The following is a 13,747-nucleotide window of genomic DNA, read 5'->3' as shown; positions in this document are numbered from 1 at the left end:
CGCCCCGGTCCGGGGGCGCGCCGCCGACCGGGCGCGCATCCGGGCGGGCCCCGGCCGCCCGCCGCGACCGGACAGGAAGGGTTCCCCTTGAAGACGCCAGAACTATGGATCCGCGGCCTCGGCGTGTACCTGCCCGAGACCCGGGTGAGCGTGCGGTCCGCGGTCGAACGGGGCCTCACGACGGCGGAGGAGGCCGCCGTGCACGACATGGTCGGCGCCGCCGTGGCCGACGACCTGCCCGCGCCGGAGATGGCGCTGCGCAGCGCCCGCGAGGCCTTCGAGCGGGCCGGGGCCAGCCCGGACGACGTGCGTGTCCTGCTGTACGCCGACACCTGGCACCAGGGCCCGGACGGCTGGTTCCCCCAGTACCACCTCCAGCACCACCTGGTCCGCGGCGACGTCATCGCCGCCGAGGTGCGCCAGGGGTGCAACGCCCTGTTCACCGCCATGGAGCTGTGCGTCCCCCACCTGAGGGAGGCGCCCGAGGACGCGACGGCGCTCCTCGTCGCCGCGGACAACTTCGGCACCCCGGGCGTCGACCGGTGGCGGTCGGGCGCCTTCGTACTGGGCGACGGCGCCTGCTCCGTCCTCCTCGGCCGGCGCCCCGGACCCGCGCGGGTGCTCGCGGTGGGGTCGATGGTCGTCCCCGAGCTGGAGCAGCACCACCGCTCGGGTGAGCCGGACTTCCCGCCCGCGGCGACCACCGGCTCGCTCCTCGACTTCCGGGCCAGGGCCCGTGACCACGCCCGGCAGGGCGAGCGGGACCCGGAGGTGAACATCGCCTGGTTCACCCTCCAGAAGAAGATGATGCTGCTGGTGGGCCGGACCCTGGCCGAGGCCGGGGTGGGTTTCGGGGACATCTCCCGGGCGGCCTTCGGCAACCTGGGCCCCGAGGCGGTGGAGCACCGCTGGATGGAGGTCCTCGGCCTGCCGATGGAGCGCTCCACGTGGGAACACGGCCGCACCATCGGGCACATCGGCGCGGCCGACCCCTTCATCGGCCTGCGCCACCTCATGGACGAGGGCGAGGTCGGGCCGGGGGACCACGTCATCCTGGGCGGACTCGGATCGGGGATGACGGTCTCCTGCGCCGTGGTGAGGGTCGCCGAACCCCCGTCCGGCTCCTGAGACGGAAGGGACACCGTGGACTTCGACCCGACCCCCGGGCAGCGGGAGAGGGGTGAGCGCGTCGCCGCGCTCGTCCGGGACCGCCTCGGCGGGGCCCCGCCCCGCGAACACGACCAGCCGCTGACCCGCGAGGAGTGGCGGACCGCGGCCGAGGCCGGACTGACCGGTGCGTGCCTGCCCGCCTCCGTGGGCGGCGGCGGGCTCGGCGCGCTCGACACCGCCCTCGCCCTGGAAGCCCTCGGTTCGGCCTGCCCCGACGCCGGTCTGCCCTTCGCGGTGGCCGCCCACCTGCTGGCCTGCGGCGTCCCCATGAGCGAGTTCGGCCGCGGCCCGGAGGTCACCGACCTGCTCCGGGGCATGGCCGGCGGGGAACTGGTCGCGGGCAACGCCGCGACCGAGGAGGGCGCGGGCTCCGACGTCAACGCCATGGCGACCACGGCCCGGCCGGAGGACGGGGGCTACGTGCTCGACGGGACCAAGTCCTTCGTGAGCAACGCGGCCGAGGCCGACGTCCTGGTCGCCTACGCGGTCACCGACCCGTCGGCGGGCTTCTTCGGCGTCACCGCGTTCGCCGTGCCGCGCGGCACGGCCGGGGTCACCGTCGGCCCGACACTGCGCAAGGCGGGACTGCACGCCTGCGCGGCGGCGCCGGTGACCTTCTCCGGCTGCCGCGTGCCCGCCTCGCTCAGGCTGGGCGCCGAGGGGCAGGGGAACGCGGTCTTCCAGTTCTCCATGGCCTGGGAGCGGGCCTGCCTCCCGGCGATCTACCTGGGCGCCATGGAGGACCAGATGGGCAGGGTCGCGGCGCACGTGCGCGGCCGCAGGCAGTTCGGGCGGCCGATCAGCGAGTTCCAGGCGGTCTCGCACCGGGTGGCCGCGATGCGCCAGAGGCTGGAGGGCGCCCGCCTCCTGCTCTACCGCGCCTGCTGGCTGCTCGACCGGGCCAGGCCGGAGGCCGACACCGCCGTCTCCCTGGCCAAGGTCGCGGTCACCGAGGCGGCCGTGGCCAACGGGCTCGACGCCGTGCAGCTCTTCGGCTCCTCCGGCTACCTCGTCGGCACGGGGATGGAGCAGCGGCTGCGCGACGCCCTGCCCGGCACCCTCGTCTCGGGCACGAGCGAGATCCAGCGCGAGATCATCGCCCGGGGGGAGGGCCTGTGAACCTCCAGGACCTGGTCCGCCGGTCCGCGCGCGAGGCGCCCGAGCGCACCGCGCTGCGCTGCGGGGGCCGGGAGCTGACCTACGCGGAGCTGGACGCGGAGGCCGACGCCATGGCCGCCGACCTGGCGGCGCTGGGCGCGGGCCCCGGCGAGCGCGTCCTGGTCTGGGCGGAGAAGGGCCTGCGCGCCGTCGCCGCGTCCCAGGCGGTGCTCCGGACGGGGGCCGTCCATGTTCCGGCCAGCGGCGCCATGCCGCCGGACCACGTCCTGCGGATCGCCGGGGACTGCCGACCGCGTGTGGTCTGCGCCGCCGCCGCGGACCTGGAGCGGTTGCGCGGACGCCTCGGCGCGGACACGGCGTTCCTCGACATCGACGCCCCTCCGGCGCGGAGCGGGCCGGTCCCCGCCTGCACCGCGCCCGCGGACGCGCCCGCCTACGTGCTCTACACCTCGGGGTCCACCGGCAGGCCCAAGGGTGTGACGGTGAGCCACGCGGGCGCCCTGGCCTTCGTGGAGTGGGCCCGCGGGGAGCTGGACGCGGGGCCGGGGGACCGCTTCGCCAACCACGCCTCGCTCACCTTCGACCTGTCGGTCCTGGACCTGTACACCGCCTTCAGCGCGGGGGCGTCGGTCACGCTGATCCCCGAGGGGTACTCCTTCGCGCCCGACCTGCTCGTGGACCTCGTCCACAGCGAGGGCGTGACCGTCTGGTACTCCGTGCCCTCGGCGCTGGTGCTGATGATCCGCGACGGCGGGCTCGCCGACCGGCCCCCGCCTCCGGCCCTGCGCGCCGTGCTCTTCGCCGGGGAGGCGCTCCCTCCGGAGTACGCCCGGCGCCTGGCGGAGTGGAGCCCCGCACGGCTGCTCAACCTGTACGGACCCACCGAGACCAACGCGTGCACCTTCCACGAGGTGGTGCCCGCCGACCTGGAGGACGGGAGGCCGCTGCCCATCGGCCGGGCCACCGCGGGCAACCGCGTCTGGGTGCGCGCGGACACGGGCGGACCCGCGGCTCCGGGCGAGGCCGGAGAACTGGTGGTGGACGGTCCCACGGTGATGCTCGGCTACTGGGGGGCGCCGCCCGTGGAGGGCCCCTACGCCACGGGCGACCTGGCACGCGTGCGCGAGGACGGCGTGTTCGAGTTCCTGGGGCGCCGCGACCACATGGCCAAGGTCCGCGGGTACCGCGTCGAGCCGGGGGCGGTGGAGGCGGCGCTGGAGCGCAGCCCGGACGTCGAGGAGGCGGCCGTCGTGGTGACCGGGAGCGGGGTCACGGCGGCCATCACGGCGTTCGCCGTCCTGAGGAGGGGCGCCCGGCTGGGAGTGCTGGGGCTCAAGCGCCACGCCTCGCGGCACCTGCCCGCCTACATGATCCCGGACGCGGTGCGCTTCACCGAGGCGCTGCCGCGCACACCCAACGGCAAGACCGACAGACTGGAGCTCGCCCGGTGGGCGCGTGCTCCGGAGCGGAGGGAGAACACGTGACGAAGGACGCCAGCGAGCAGGAGGTGCGGGAACTCCTCCTGCTCTTCGTCCGCGACCGGTTCCTGGACGGCGACCCCCACGGCGAGCTGACCGAGGACTCACCGCTGCGGGAGTGGGGTGTGCTCACCTCCCTCAACACCGCCGTCCTGATGAACCACATCCACACCGGCCTGGGCGTGCGGATCCGGGCCGAGAGGATCGACCCCCGCGCGTTCACCGACGTCCGCAGCATCGCGGCGATGCTGTGCGCCGGGAGGACCGGGGAGGCCTGAGCGGCCACGGCCCCCCGGGGTCACCAGGACCACGCCTCGGGGGCGGGGCCGCCCTTGCCGACCGGGGGGAACAGGGCGTCGATCCGTTCGCCGTCCCCCTCGCCGAGCCCCGTCTCCAGGGCCCGCAGCGCCCCGTCGAACTGCTCCAGGGTGCGCGGCCCGACGATCGTCGAGTGCACCTCCGGGCGTGACAGGACCCAGGCGATGGACAGTTCGGCGGGGTCCCTGCCGATCTCGTCGCACAGGTCCTCGTAGGCGGCGATCGTCTCGCGCCGCTCCTCCAGCGCCTGCATCGCCCGGCTCTTGACCGTCTTGACCGCGGTGCCCTCGCGCAGCTTGCGGATGGCGCCGCCGAGCAGGCCGCCGTGCAGGGGCGACCAGGTCAGGACCCCGATGCCGTACGCCTGCGCCGCGGGGAGCACCTCCAGCTCCACGTGGCGCGTCACCAGGTTGTAGGCGCACTGCTCGGAGACCAGGCCGAGGAAGTTCCTGCGGTTGGCGGCCTCCTGCGCCGCCGCCAGGTGCCAGCCCGCGAAGTTGGAGGAGCCGACGTAGCGGACCTTGCCCTGGTGGACCAGGATCTCCATCGCCTGCCAGACCTCCTCCCACGGCGCGTTGCGGTCCACGTGGTGCATCTGGAAGAGGTCGATCCAGTCGGTGCCCAGCCGCCGCAGGGACCCCTCGCACGAGGCGATGATGTGGCGGGCCGACAGGCCGCGGTCGTTGGGCCAGTCGCTCATCGGGTTGAAGACCTTGGTGGCCACGATGGAGCGTTCGCGACGTCCGCCGCCCCTGCCGAACCACTCGCCGATGAGCTCCTCGGTCATGCCCTTGTGGACCTGCCATCCGTAGTGGTTGGCGGTGTCGAAGAAGTTGACGCCGTGGGAGAGGGCCCTGTCCATCATCGCGAAACTCTCGTCCCTCGGGGTGTTCACGCCGAAATTCAGCGTTCCCAGGCAGAGCCGGCTGACCTCAAGAGCGGTCCGGCCAAGGCGTGTGTACTGCATTCTCTCCCCTGTTTCATGGTGTCTCTCGCGGAGAAAACGGGACTCGGGGTCGGACGGAGCTCTCATCCGCTGAAGAAGCCCACGGGTAGGCCGCCACTTTTCCGGAGCAGGAAAGGCCGTCGGGGGAAGGCTTCCACGTTCCGGGGAAAGGCCGCGCCGGTATGCTCCGGTCCGGCGGATTCGGGCCGGGACCGACCCGCTCCCGGCGGACGAATGGCACCGTATCCCGGGCCCCGTGAACTCGACGCGGCCAAGGGCCCCTCCTCCGCCGCCGAGCCGCGCGGCGCCCGCCCCGGTCCCGGAAGCGGGTTCGGCCCTCCATCTGGGAGATGACCCCTTGCGTGTACTACTCGCCTCCTACGCGGAGAAGACGCACTTCATCGGCATGGTGTCCCTGGCGTGGGCGCTGCGCGCCGCCGGGCACGAGGTGCGCGTCGCCAGCCAGCCCGGACTGGCGGGGTTCCTGAGGAGTGCGGGTCTGCCCGCCGTCCCGGTCGGGCGGGACCACCTGCTGCGCGAGCGGTTCGAGCTGGTGACGCAGTGGGGCGAGGGCGACGCCCCGGGGCTGTTCGACGTGGGGGAGAGCTGGCCCGGCGACCTGTCCTGGGACGAGATGCGCTGGGGCCTGCGCGACACCGCGGCCTGGTGGTGGCGCATGGTGAACGACCCGATGCTGGAGGACCTGGTCGCCTTCTGCCGCGAGTGGCGCCCCGACCTGGTCGTGTGGGAGGCGACGACGTTCGCGGCCCCCGTCGCCGCGGAGGCGTGCGGTGCGGCGCACGTGCGCTTCCTGTGGAGCCTGGACCTGTTCGCCGCGATGCGCGAACAGTACCTGCGCCACATGGAACGACAGCCCCCACAGGAACGCGACGACCCCCTCGCCGCATGGCTGGGCGACCGCGCCGCCCGCCACGGCGTCGACTTCTCCGAAACCCTCGTCCGCGGCCAGGCCACCCTGGACTACCTGCCCGCCTCCCTGGGCGTGCCCGCCCCCACCGGAGCCCGCCGCCTGCCCATCCGCTACGTGCCCTACAACGGACGCGCCGTCGTCCCCGACTGGCTGCGCACACCCCCCACCCGCCCCCGCGTCTGCCTCAGCGTGGGGAGCAGCACGACTGAGTGGTTCGGCGGGCACACGTTCTCCCTGGCCGAGGTGGTGCGCGGCCTCGGCGAACTGGACGCGGAGGTGGTCGCGACCCTGCCCCCCGAGGAGGAGGCCGCACTCGGCGCGGTCCCGGACAACGTGCGGCTGGTGGGGTACGCCCCCCTGCACGTCCTGGCCCCCACCTGCGACGTCATGATCACCCACGCGGGGCCGGGGACCCTGTGCTCCGGGCTCTCCCACGGCGTCCCCCAGCTCCTCGTCCCCGGCCCCCGCCTCGACGCCCCCCTGCTCGCACGGCTGGTGGAGCGGGAGGGGGCCGGGCTGGTGGTGCCGTCGGGCGAGGCGGGGGCCGACAGCGTCCGCGACGCGACCCGGCGCCTGCTGGAGGACCCCTCCCACGCCGAGGCGGCGCGGCGCCTGCGCGGGGAGATGGCCGCCATGCCCTCGCCCGCGGAGGCGGTGCGCGGCCTGCCCCGCGTCCTGGAGGGTCTGGGCGCCTCCGTCTGAGGGACGGTCCCGCCAGCGGGACAACGGGTGCCCCGTGGCGGCGGTGTCTGAGTGCTCCTCCCGCGGTCCGTGTTCAGGTGCGGGTGAGGCCGGTGAGGGTGTGGGCGAGGTCGGCGGGGGTGGGCATGGCGTCCATGCGTGCGCGCAGGGCGCGGGCGGCGCTTGTGTGGCGGGGGTCCTCCAGGAGGGTGCGCACGCCTGCGGCGACGGTGGCGGCGTCCAGGCGGTCGGGGTCCACGACCCTGCCCGCCCCGGCCTCCTCCACCAGCCCGGACAGCAGGACCGTGTCGAACATGTGCGCGTTGGGTGACAGGAGTTGGGGGACTCCGTGGGCGAGGCCGGTCAGGACGGTGCCGGGGCCGCCGTGGGTGATCATGGCGGCGCAGGTGGGGGCCAGGGCGTGCAGGGGCACGTACTCGACCAGGCGGGCGTTGCCGGGGACGGCGCCGAGCTTGGCCTGCTCACTGGCGGGCAGGGTGGCCACCACCTCCACGTCCAGCTCGGCCAGACCCTCCAGGATCTCCCCGGCGGAGACCCGGTGACCGCCGTACCACTCGTTCGCGCTGGTCCCGAGGCTGAGTCCGATCCGGGGGCGGTCGGGTTGTGTGCGCAGCCATTCGGGGACGACGGCGCGTCCGTTGTAGGGCACGTAGCGCACCGGCAGGTACTCCAGGTGCGCGGGCGTGTCCACCCGCAGGGACGCGGGGACCTGCTCGACGGTGGCCTGGCCGTGGACCAGGGACTCGGAGAAGTCCACCCCGTACCGGGCCGCCCTGGTCCCCAGCCACGCGGCCAGGGGGTCCTCCCGCTGTGAGGCGGGCTGCTCGCCCATCCGCGCCAGGAAGCGCGCGCGGGTGCGGGCGAAGATGTCGGCCCCCCACAGGTAGCGCACGTGCGCGGCCCCGCAGGCCTCGGCGGCGATCGCCCCGGAGAAGGTGATGGGCTCCCACACGACCAGGTGGGGGCGCCACTCGCGGCAGAGGGCGACCAGGTCGTCGACCATGGGGTCGTTGACCATCCGCCACCACCACTGCACGGTCAGGCGGTAGCCCTCCAGGAGGTAGTACCAGGTCAGGACCTCGTCACGGTCCTCGGCCATGTCGAAGTCGTCGTCCTCCCCGCCGGTCATCGCGTGGTACTGCCGCATGACCCTGCGCAGGAGGTGGTCCCTGCCCACGGGGGAGAAGGGCAGGCCCGTCCCGGTGACCACCGTCTCCAGTTCGGGCTGGCTGGCCACCCGGACCTCGTGGCCCGCGGCGCGCAGCGCCCACGCCAGGGGCACCAGCCCTAGGAAGTGGGTCCGCTCCGCCTGCGTCGCGATCAGCACGCGCACGGCCGTCGCCTCCGTCCTTCGTGTGCGGTCCCGCGCACCGGGTCGGGAACCGGGGCGCTCCCGGTTCCGCCGCCCCCGGTGGCGGGCCTGTTACCTTTCCGGCGGGCGGTCCAATCACCGCGCAACCGGGTTTGCCAAGAGCCGCTTCCGCGCGGATATCATTGCCCAGCCGATCCGGCCGGTGCTTTATCTGTCCTCGACAAAGGGGATTGTAGAGAAGCTGGCTGTTCCGATTCCGACGATGATTCCCTCGATGTTGCCCCGTGCGTCCCTGGCCACGGGAAGTAGTGAAGAAAGAGTGGGAGAATCCGGCCTCCGGGCCAGGTGAATGGCCGGGTACGGAACCCGACTTTTCTCGTCAAGGTCCCTCCGGACCTGTTTTCCCTGTAGCGCCGGGCTGAGAGTCGAATGGAGATCGTATGCGTTTCCTGCTGGACCGGGAGGAGATCACCGTCTCGGTCGTCGGCCTGGGGTACGTGGGGTCGTGCGTGGCCGCCAGCCTGGCGTCCAACGGGGTGAACGTCGTGGGCGTCGACGTGGACGCCCACCCGGTCGAGGAGATGGAGGCGGGCCGCTGCCACCTCAAGGAGCCCGGACTGCCCGAACTGGTGGCCCGGGGGCGGGACGCCGGGCGCCTGCGCGCCACGACCGACTACTCCGCGATCTCCTCGGCGGACGTGGTCGTCGTCGCGGTCGGCACGCCGGTCCGGGAGGACGGCACCCTCGTCGAGACCCAGATCAGGAGCGCGGCCGCCGAGGCGGGCCGCCACCTGCGCCGCGGGCAGCTCCTCGTCTTCAAGAGCACGGTCCCCCCGGGCACGACCCGTGATCTCGTCGTCCCCCTGCTGGAGAGCGGCGGGCTGACGTGCGGCGAGGACTTCGGTCTGGCCTTCTGCCCCGAGCGGCTGTCGCAGGGCAACGCCCTGGCGGAGATCCGGGAGCTGCCCGTGGTCGTCGGCGGGTGGGACGCGGAGAGCGGGGCCGCCGCCGCGAGGTTCTGGGAGTCCCGGCTCGGCGTGCGGACCGTCGTCTGCTCCTCCATGGAGGCCGCCGAGACGGTCAAGCTCCTCAACAACTGGTGGATCGACCACAACATCGCCCTGGCCAACGAGCTGGCCCGCTTCTGCACGTCGATCGGGGTGGACGCGATGGAGGTCATCGCCGCCACCAACGAGGTGCCCAAGGGCGGAGGGACCATCAACGTCCTCTCCCCGGGGGTCGGGGTCGGAGGCTCCTGCCTGACCAAGGACCCCTGGATGCTGTGGCGCTCCGCCCGGGACAGGGGCGTGCACCTGGGAACCGTCGTCTCGGCCCGCGGCGCCAACGACGCGATGCCCGGCTACGTCGCGGGGCTCGTCACCGAGGGGCTGGACGCGCTGGGAACCCCCGCCGAGCGGGCCCGCGTGGCCGTGATCGGGCTGTCCTTCAAGAACAACACCGGCGACCTGAGGTCCACGCCGACCCTGCCCGTGGTCGCCGCGCTGCGCGACGCCGGGGCCGACGTGGCGGTGTTCGACCCGCTCGCCGACCCGGACGAGGTCCGCAAGACGTTCGGCCTGGAGCCCTCCCCCTCGGCGGAGGCGGCCGCGACCGGGGCCCACTGCCTCGCCGTGCTCGCCTGGCACGACGAGTTCGCCGCACTGGACATGGCGGCCCTGCGCCGCCTCACGGCGCGGGAGTGCCTCCTCCTGGACGGCAGGGCCCACTTCGACGACCAGACCGTCGAGTCCCTGACGGGGCTCGGTTTCACCTACCGAGGGATCGGACGGTAGACACGTGGCACGCGCCGTAGTGACCGGAGGGAACGGCTTCGTCGGAAGCCACCTCGTCGACCGGCTCCTCGCCAGGGGCGACGAGGTCGTGGTCTTCGACACGAGGGGGGCCCGGCCCGCGCCCGCCCCCTCATGGAAGGAGGTCGAGTACGTCCGGGGCAGCGTCAGCTCCTCCGAGCAGCTCGCCAAGGCGATCCGCGGGGGCGTGGACGTGGTCTACCACCTCGCCGCCGTGGTGGGGGTGGACCGGTACCTGGAGTCCCCCATGGAGGTCATCGACGTCAACTTCACGGGGACGCGCAACGTCCTGGACCTGGCCGAGCGCGCCGGGGCCAAGGTGGTCTTCGCCAGCACCAGCGAGGTGTTCGGCAAGAACCCCGACGTCCCCTGGAAGGAGGACGCCGACCGGGTCCTCGGCACGACCTCGGCGAGCAGGTGGAGCTACTCCTCCAGCAAGGCCCTGGCCGAGCACCTGACGTTCGGCTACATGGGCCGGGGGCTCAACGCCTCCATCGTCCGCTACTTCAACCTCTACGGGCCGCGCCAGCGCCCCGCCTTCCTCGTCAGCCGCAGCCTCCACCGCGCCCTGCGCGGCGAGCCCCCCGTCGTCTACGACGAGGGCGGCCAGACCCGCAGCTTCACCTACATCGACGACGCCGTCGAGGCGACGGTCCAGATCGGCACCCGTCCGGAGGCGGACGGCGAGTGCTTCAACGTCGGCAGCTCGGACGAGGTCACCATCCGCGAGGCCGTGGACCTGATCGTGGAGCTGACCGGCGGCAAGGTCGTCCCGACCTCGATCGACACGCGCGACAGGTTCGGGCACTCCTACCAGGACCTGGACCGGCGCATCCCCGACGCGGGGAAGATCCGCTCGCTCCTGGGCTGGAAGAGCACCACCTCGCTGCGGGAGGGGGTCGCCCGGACCATCGAGTGGGCCGAGGAGAACCCCTGGTGGCTCGAACAGCCGGAGAACACCACCGGCTGACCCCGCCGCGGCCGGTGCGCCACCGCCCCGTCCGCGCCCGGGCCGCCGAGTCCGGCGCGCCCGTCCGACGACGTCCGTGAGAAGCCGAGGAGTTGAGGTTGGTCCCCACCACCACGTGCCGTGTCTGCGAAGGAACGGTCACCCAGTTCATGGACTTCGGCCGCCAGCCGCTGTCCGACGCCTTCCGGGCGCCCGACGACACGAGCGAGGAGTTCTTCTACCGCCTCGCGGTCGGGCTCTGCCCGGACTGCCAGATGGTGCAGTTGATGGAGGAGGTGCCCCGGGAACGCATGTTCCACGAGGGGTACCCGTACTACTCCTCGGGCTCCACCGTGATGCGCTCCCACTTCGAGGCGACCGCCGAGAAGCTCCTCGCGGAGCACCTGACCGGCTCCGACCCCTTCGTGGTCGAGCTGGGGTGCAACGACGGCGTCATGCTGGAGACGGTGGCCCGCGCGGGCGTGCGCCACCTCGGGATGGAGCCCTCCGGAGCCGTGGCCGAGGTCGCCCGCGGCAAGGGCGTGCGCGTGCGCAACGCCTTCTTCGAGAAGGCGACGGCCCTGGAGATCCTGGCCGAGGACGGGCCCGCCGACGTCGTCTACGCGGCCAACACCTTCTGCCACATCCCCTACGTGGACTCGGTACTGGAGGGGATCGGGGAGCTGCTGTCCCCCGGGGGCGTGTTCGTCTTCGAGGACCCCTACTTCGGTGACGTGAGCGAGAAGGCGTCCTTCGACCAGTTCTACGACGAGCACTTCTTCCTGTTCACCGCCTCCTCCGTGCGCAACATGGCGCGCAGGTTCGGCCTGGAGCTGGTCGACGTCGAGCGTCTGCCCACGCACGGGGGCGAGCTGCGCTACACCCTGGCACGCGAGGGCTCCCGGGCCGCCTCCCCCGCCGTGGAGGCGATCCTGGAGGAGGAGAGGAAGCGGGAGCTGACCTCCCCGGAGTCGCTGGCCTCCTTCGCGGACCGGGTGCGGGGCAACTGCGACCGGCTCGTGGAGGAACTGCGCTCGCTGCGCGACCAGGGCCTGCGCGTGGTGGGCTACGGCGCCACCGCCAAGAGCGCGACCGTGCTCAACTTCTGCGGGATCGGCCCCGACCTGCTGGAGTTCGTCTGCGACACCACGCCGGCCAAGCAGGGGCGCCTGACGCCGGGCTCCCACGTGCCGGTGCGCGACCACGGCGCGTTCACGGCCTCCTACCCCGACCGCGCCCTCCTGCTGGCCTGGAACCACGCCGAGGAGATCATGGCCAAGGAGGAGGGGTTCCGCGAGGCCGGGGGACGCTGGATCCACTACGTCCCGGACGTCACCACCGTGTGAGGTCCACCCGCCCGCCCTCCCCCGCGGCCCGCGCCAGCCGGCGCGCGACCTCGGCGGGGGAGGGCATGGCGTCCACCTCCCCGCGCAGGCGTCGCGCCGCCTCGGCGTGGGAGGGGTCCTCCAGCAGCCTCCGGGTGCTCTCCCGGACGGCCTCGGGGGTGACCCGGGCGGGGTCCACGACCACCCCCGAGCCCTGCGCGGCCACCAGTGAGGCCAGCAGGGGCTCGTCGTACATGTGGTGCGGCACGGCCGACTGCGGGACCCCGTGCACCAGGCCGGACATCACGGTGCCCGCCCCGCCGTGGGTGATCATGGCTGCGCAGGTGGGGGTCAGGGCGTGCAGGGGGACGTACTCGACCAGGCGGGCGTTGTCGGGGACGGCGCCCAGCTTCTCCTGCTCGCGGGCGGGCAGGGTGGCCACGACCTCCACGTCCAGGTCGGCCAGGCCCTCCAGGAGGGTCGCGACGTCGACCGTGTAGCCGCCCAGGCGCTGGGTGGCCGTCGTCCCGAGGCTGAGGCAGACGCGGGGGCGGGTGGGGGGTGTGCGCAGCCAGTCGGGGACGACGGCGCGTCCGTTGTAGGGCACGTAGCGGATGGGCAGGCGGCGGGCTCCGGTGGGGGCGGGCACGCCCAGGGAGGCGGGCAGGTAGTCCAGGGTGGCCTGGCCGCGGACGAGGGTTTCGGAGAAGTCGACGCCGTGGCGGGCGGCGCGGTCGCCCAGCCATGCGGCGAGGGGGTCGTCGCGTTCCTGTGGGGGCTGTCGTTCCATGTGGCGCAGGTACTGTTCGCGCATCGCGGCGAACAGGTCCAGGCTCCACAGGAAGCGCACGTGCGCCGCACCGCACGCCTCCGCGGCGATCGCCGCGGAGAAGGTGATGGGCTCCCACACGACCAGGTCGGGGCGCCACTCGCGGCAGAAGGCGACCAGGTCCTCCAGCATCGGGTCGTTGACGATCTTCCACCACAGCGGCACCAGCACGTCGCGGTAGGCGGCCCGCAGCTCCTCCCCGGAGGGGACCTCCGGAGCCGCCACGCGCATCATGTCGAAGTCGGGGCGCATGTCCCGCGCCATGCGCCCGACCCAGGCGATCACCTGGGGGAGCACGTGGTCCGACCCCGCGGCGACGAACGGCAGCCCGGTCGCGGCCACCGTCGGCGCGAGTTCGGGCTGGCTGGCGACGCGCACCTCGTGCCCGGCTGCGCGCAGCGCCCATGCCAGGGGGGTCATCCCGATGAAGTGGGTCTTCTCGGAGAACGTTGCGAACAAGATACGCACCGGAGATCCTCACGATCTGTCAGAAATGCTAGGGCGAGGGTTTCGAAGGAATTAGTAAAACCTTTTCTCACATGACCTTCCTCCTTGCGTCCGGGCTCCGTCGCCGAGAGTGAGCACCGGTCGGGCCGCGTGTCGTCGAGTCGGGGCCCGCGGTTTGGCGTCCCACCTGCGCGACTTACCGTGTGCGCCGCCTAGCACAAAGTGCTTAATAATCAGGGGGTTGCCTGTACGCTCAGCTATCTCATACGCTGCTTTACGAACGGCGTTGACCGATACCGGCCATGTTGACGGACTGGTTATCGCCGGTTATCCACGACCGGTTTCGCTGCGGCATCGGCCAGGGAGGGTCTTCAGGCTCCAGTTGATTTCTTGACCTCTTTAAACCAGTT

11 protein-coding genes are annotated in these 13,747 nt (G+C 72.9%); 8 read left to right on the top strand and 3 right to left on the bottom strand.

Features of this window, described 5'->3' with window-relative positions; all coding sequences use genetic code 11:
- Nucleotides 1-87 precede the first annotated feature (87 nt).
- From UIS43_RS17240 to UIS43_RS17225, 4 genes are read left to right on the top strand one after another with little or no spacing between them, the layout of a single operon-like run.
- Nucleotides 88-1,128: a ketoacyl-ACP synthase III family protein gene (locus UIS43_RS17240; RefSeq protein WP_370010843.1), complete on the top strand. Its 1,041-nt coding sequence runs from the start codon at nucleotides 88-90 to the stop codon at nucleotides 1,126-1,128.
- 15 nt (nucleotides 1,129-1,143) lie between these two features.
- The gene (locus UIS43_RS17235; RefSeq protein ID WP_358169505.1) at nucleotides 1,144-2,289 is read left to right on the top strand and encodes an acyl-CoA dehydrogenase family protein; all 1,146 of its coding nucleotides are present in this window, start codon (nucleotides 1,144-1,146) and stop codon (nucleotides 2,287-2,289) included.
- Complete coding sequence (locus UIS43_RS17230; protein WP_013155712.1) at nucleotides 2,286-3,773, top strand: amino acid adenylation domain-containing protein; 1,488 nt, start codon at nucleotides 2,286-2,288, stop codon at nucleotides 3,771-3,773. Before UIS43_RS17235 ends, UIS43_RS17230 begins: the two co-directional genes overlap by 4 nt.
- A complete protein-coding gene (locus tag UIS43_RS17225; protein WP_071623065.1) occupies nucleotides 3,770-4,045 on the top strand; it encodes a phosphopantetheine-binding protein in 276 nt (91 codons plus the stop codon). The genes UIS43_RS17230 and UIS43_RS17225 overlap by 4 nt, the downstream gene beginning before the upstream one ends.
- Nucleotides 4,046-4,065: 20 nt before the next feature.
- On the opposite strand, the gene UIS43_RS17220 is transcribed toward UIS43_RS17225, so the two are convergent.
- Nucleotides 4,066-5,052, bottom strand: coding sequence for an aldo/keto reductase (locus UIS43_RS17220; RefSeq protein WP_013155710.1), 987 nt, complete (start codon nucleotides 5,050-5,052; stop codon nucleotides 4,066-4,068).
- Between the two features lie 337 nt (nucleotides 5,053-5,389).
- Here UIS43_RS17220 and UIS43_RS17215 point away from each other — a divergent pair, with 337 nt between their 5' ends.
- Complete coding sequence (locus UIS43_RS17215; RefSeq protein WP_071623064.1) at nucleotides 5,390-6,664, top strand: activator-dependent family glycosyltransferase; 1,275 nt, start codon at nucleotides 5,390-5,392, stop codon at nucleotides 6,662-6,664.
- Nucleotides 6,665-6,737: 73 nt separating this feature from the next.
- Here the strand turns inward: UIS43_RS17215 and UIS43_RS17210 are convergent, their stop codons facing one another.
- Complete coding sequence (locus UIS43_RS17210; RefSeq protein ID WP_370010838.1) at nucleotides 6,738-7,997, bottom strand: activator-dependent family glycosyltransferase; 1,260 nt, start codon at nucleotides 7,995-7,997, stop codon at nucleotides 6,738-6,740.
- A 419-nt stretch (nucleotides 7,998-8,416) separates the two neighbouring features.
- Between UIS43_RS17210 and UIS43_RS17205 the strand changes: the two genes are divergently transcribed.
- From UIS43_RS17205 to UIS43_RS17195, 3 genes are all read left to right on the top strand, one after another.
- The gene (locus UIS43_RS17205) at nucleotides 8,417-9,769 is read left to right on the top strand and encodes a nucleotide sugar dehydrogenase (RefSeq protein WP_013155707.1); all 1,353 of its coding nucleotides are present in this window, start codon (nucleotides 8,417-8,419) and stop codon (nucleotides 9,767-9,769) included.
- A 4-nt stretch (nucleotides 9,770-9,773) separates the two neighbouring features.
- Nucleotides 9,774-10,757, top strand: a complete 984-nt coding sequence (locus UIS43_RS17200; RefSeq protein WP_013155706.1) for an NAD(P)-dependent oxidoreductase — start codon at nucleotides 9,774-9,776, stop codon at nucleotides 10,755-10,757.
- 98 nt (nucleotides 10,758-10,855) lie between these two features.
- Nucleotides 10,856-12,082, top strand: a complete 1,227-nt coding sequence (locus UIS43_RS17195) for a class I SAM-dependent methyltransferase (RefSeq protein WP_013155705.1) — start codon at nucleotides 10,856-10,858, stop codon at nucleotides 12,080-12,082.
- Here UIS43_RS17195 and UIS43_RS17190 read toward each other — a convergent pair.
- Nucleotides 12,069-13,358, bottom strand: a complete 1,290-nt coding sequence (locus tag UIS43_RS17190; RefSeq protein ID WP_370010834.1) for an activator-dependent family glycosyltransferase — start codon at nucleotides 13,356-13,358, stop codon at nucleotides 12,069-12,071. The two genes, UIS43_RS17195 and UIS43_RS17190, sit on opposite strands and share 14 nt — an antisense overlap.
- Nucleotides 13,359-13,747: the final 389 nt, after the last annotated feature.

This window comes from Nocardiopsis sp. LDBS0036, from assembly GCF_041228755.1.
GTDB classification, from domain to species: domain Bacteria; phylum Actinomycetota; class Actinomycetes; order Streptosporangiales; family Streptosporangiaceae; genus Nocardiopsis; species Nocardiopsis dassonvillei.
Note: the sequence above shows the minus strand (reverse complement) of the source record. Positions and strands in the feature narration are given on the sequence as shown.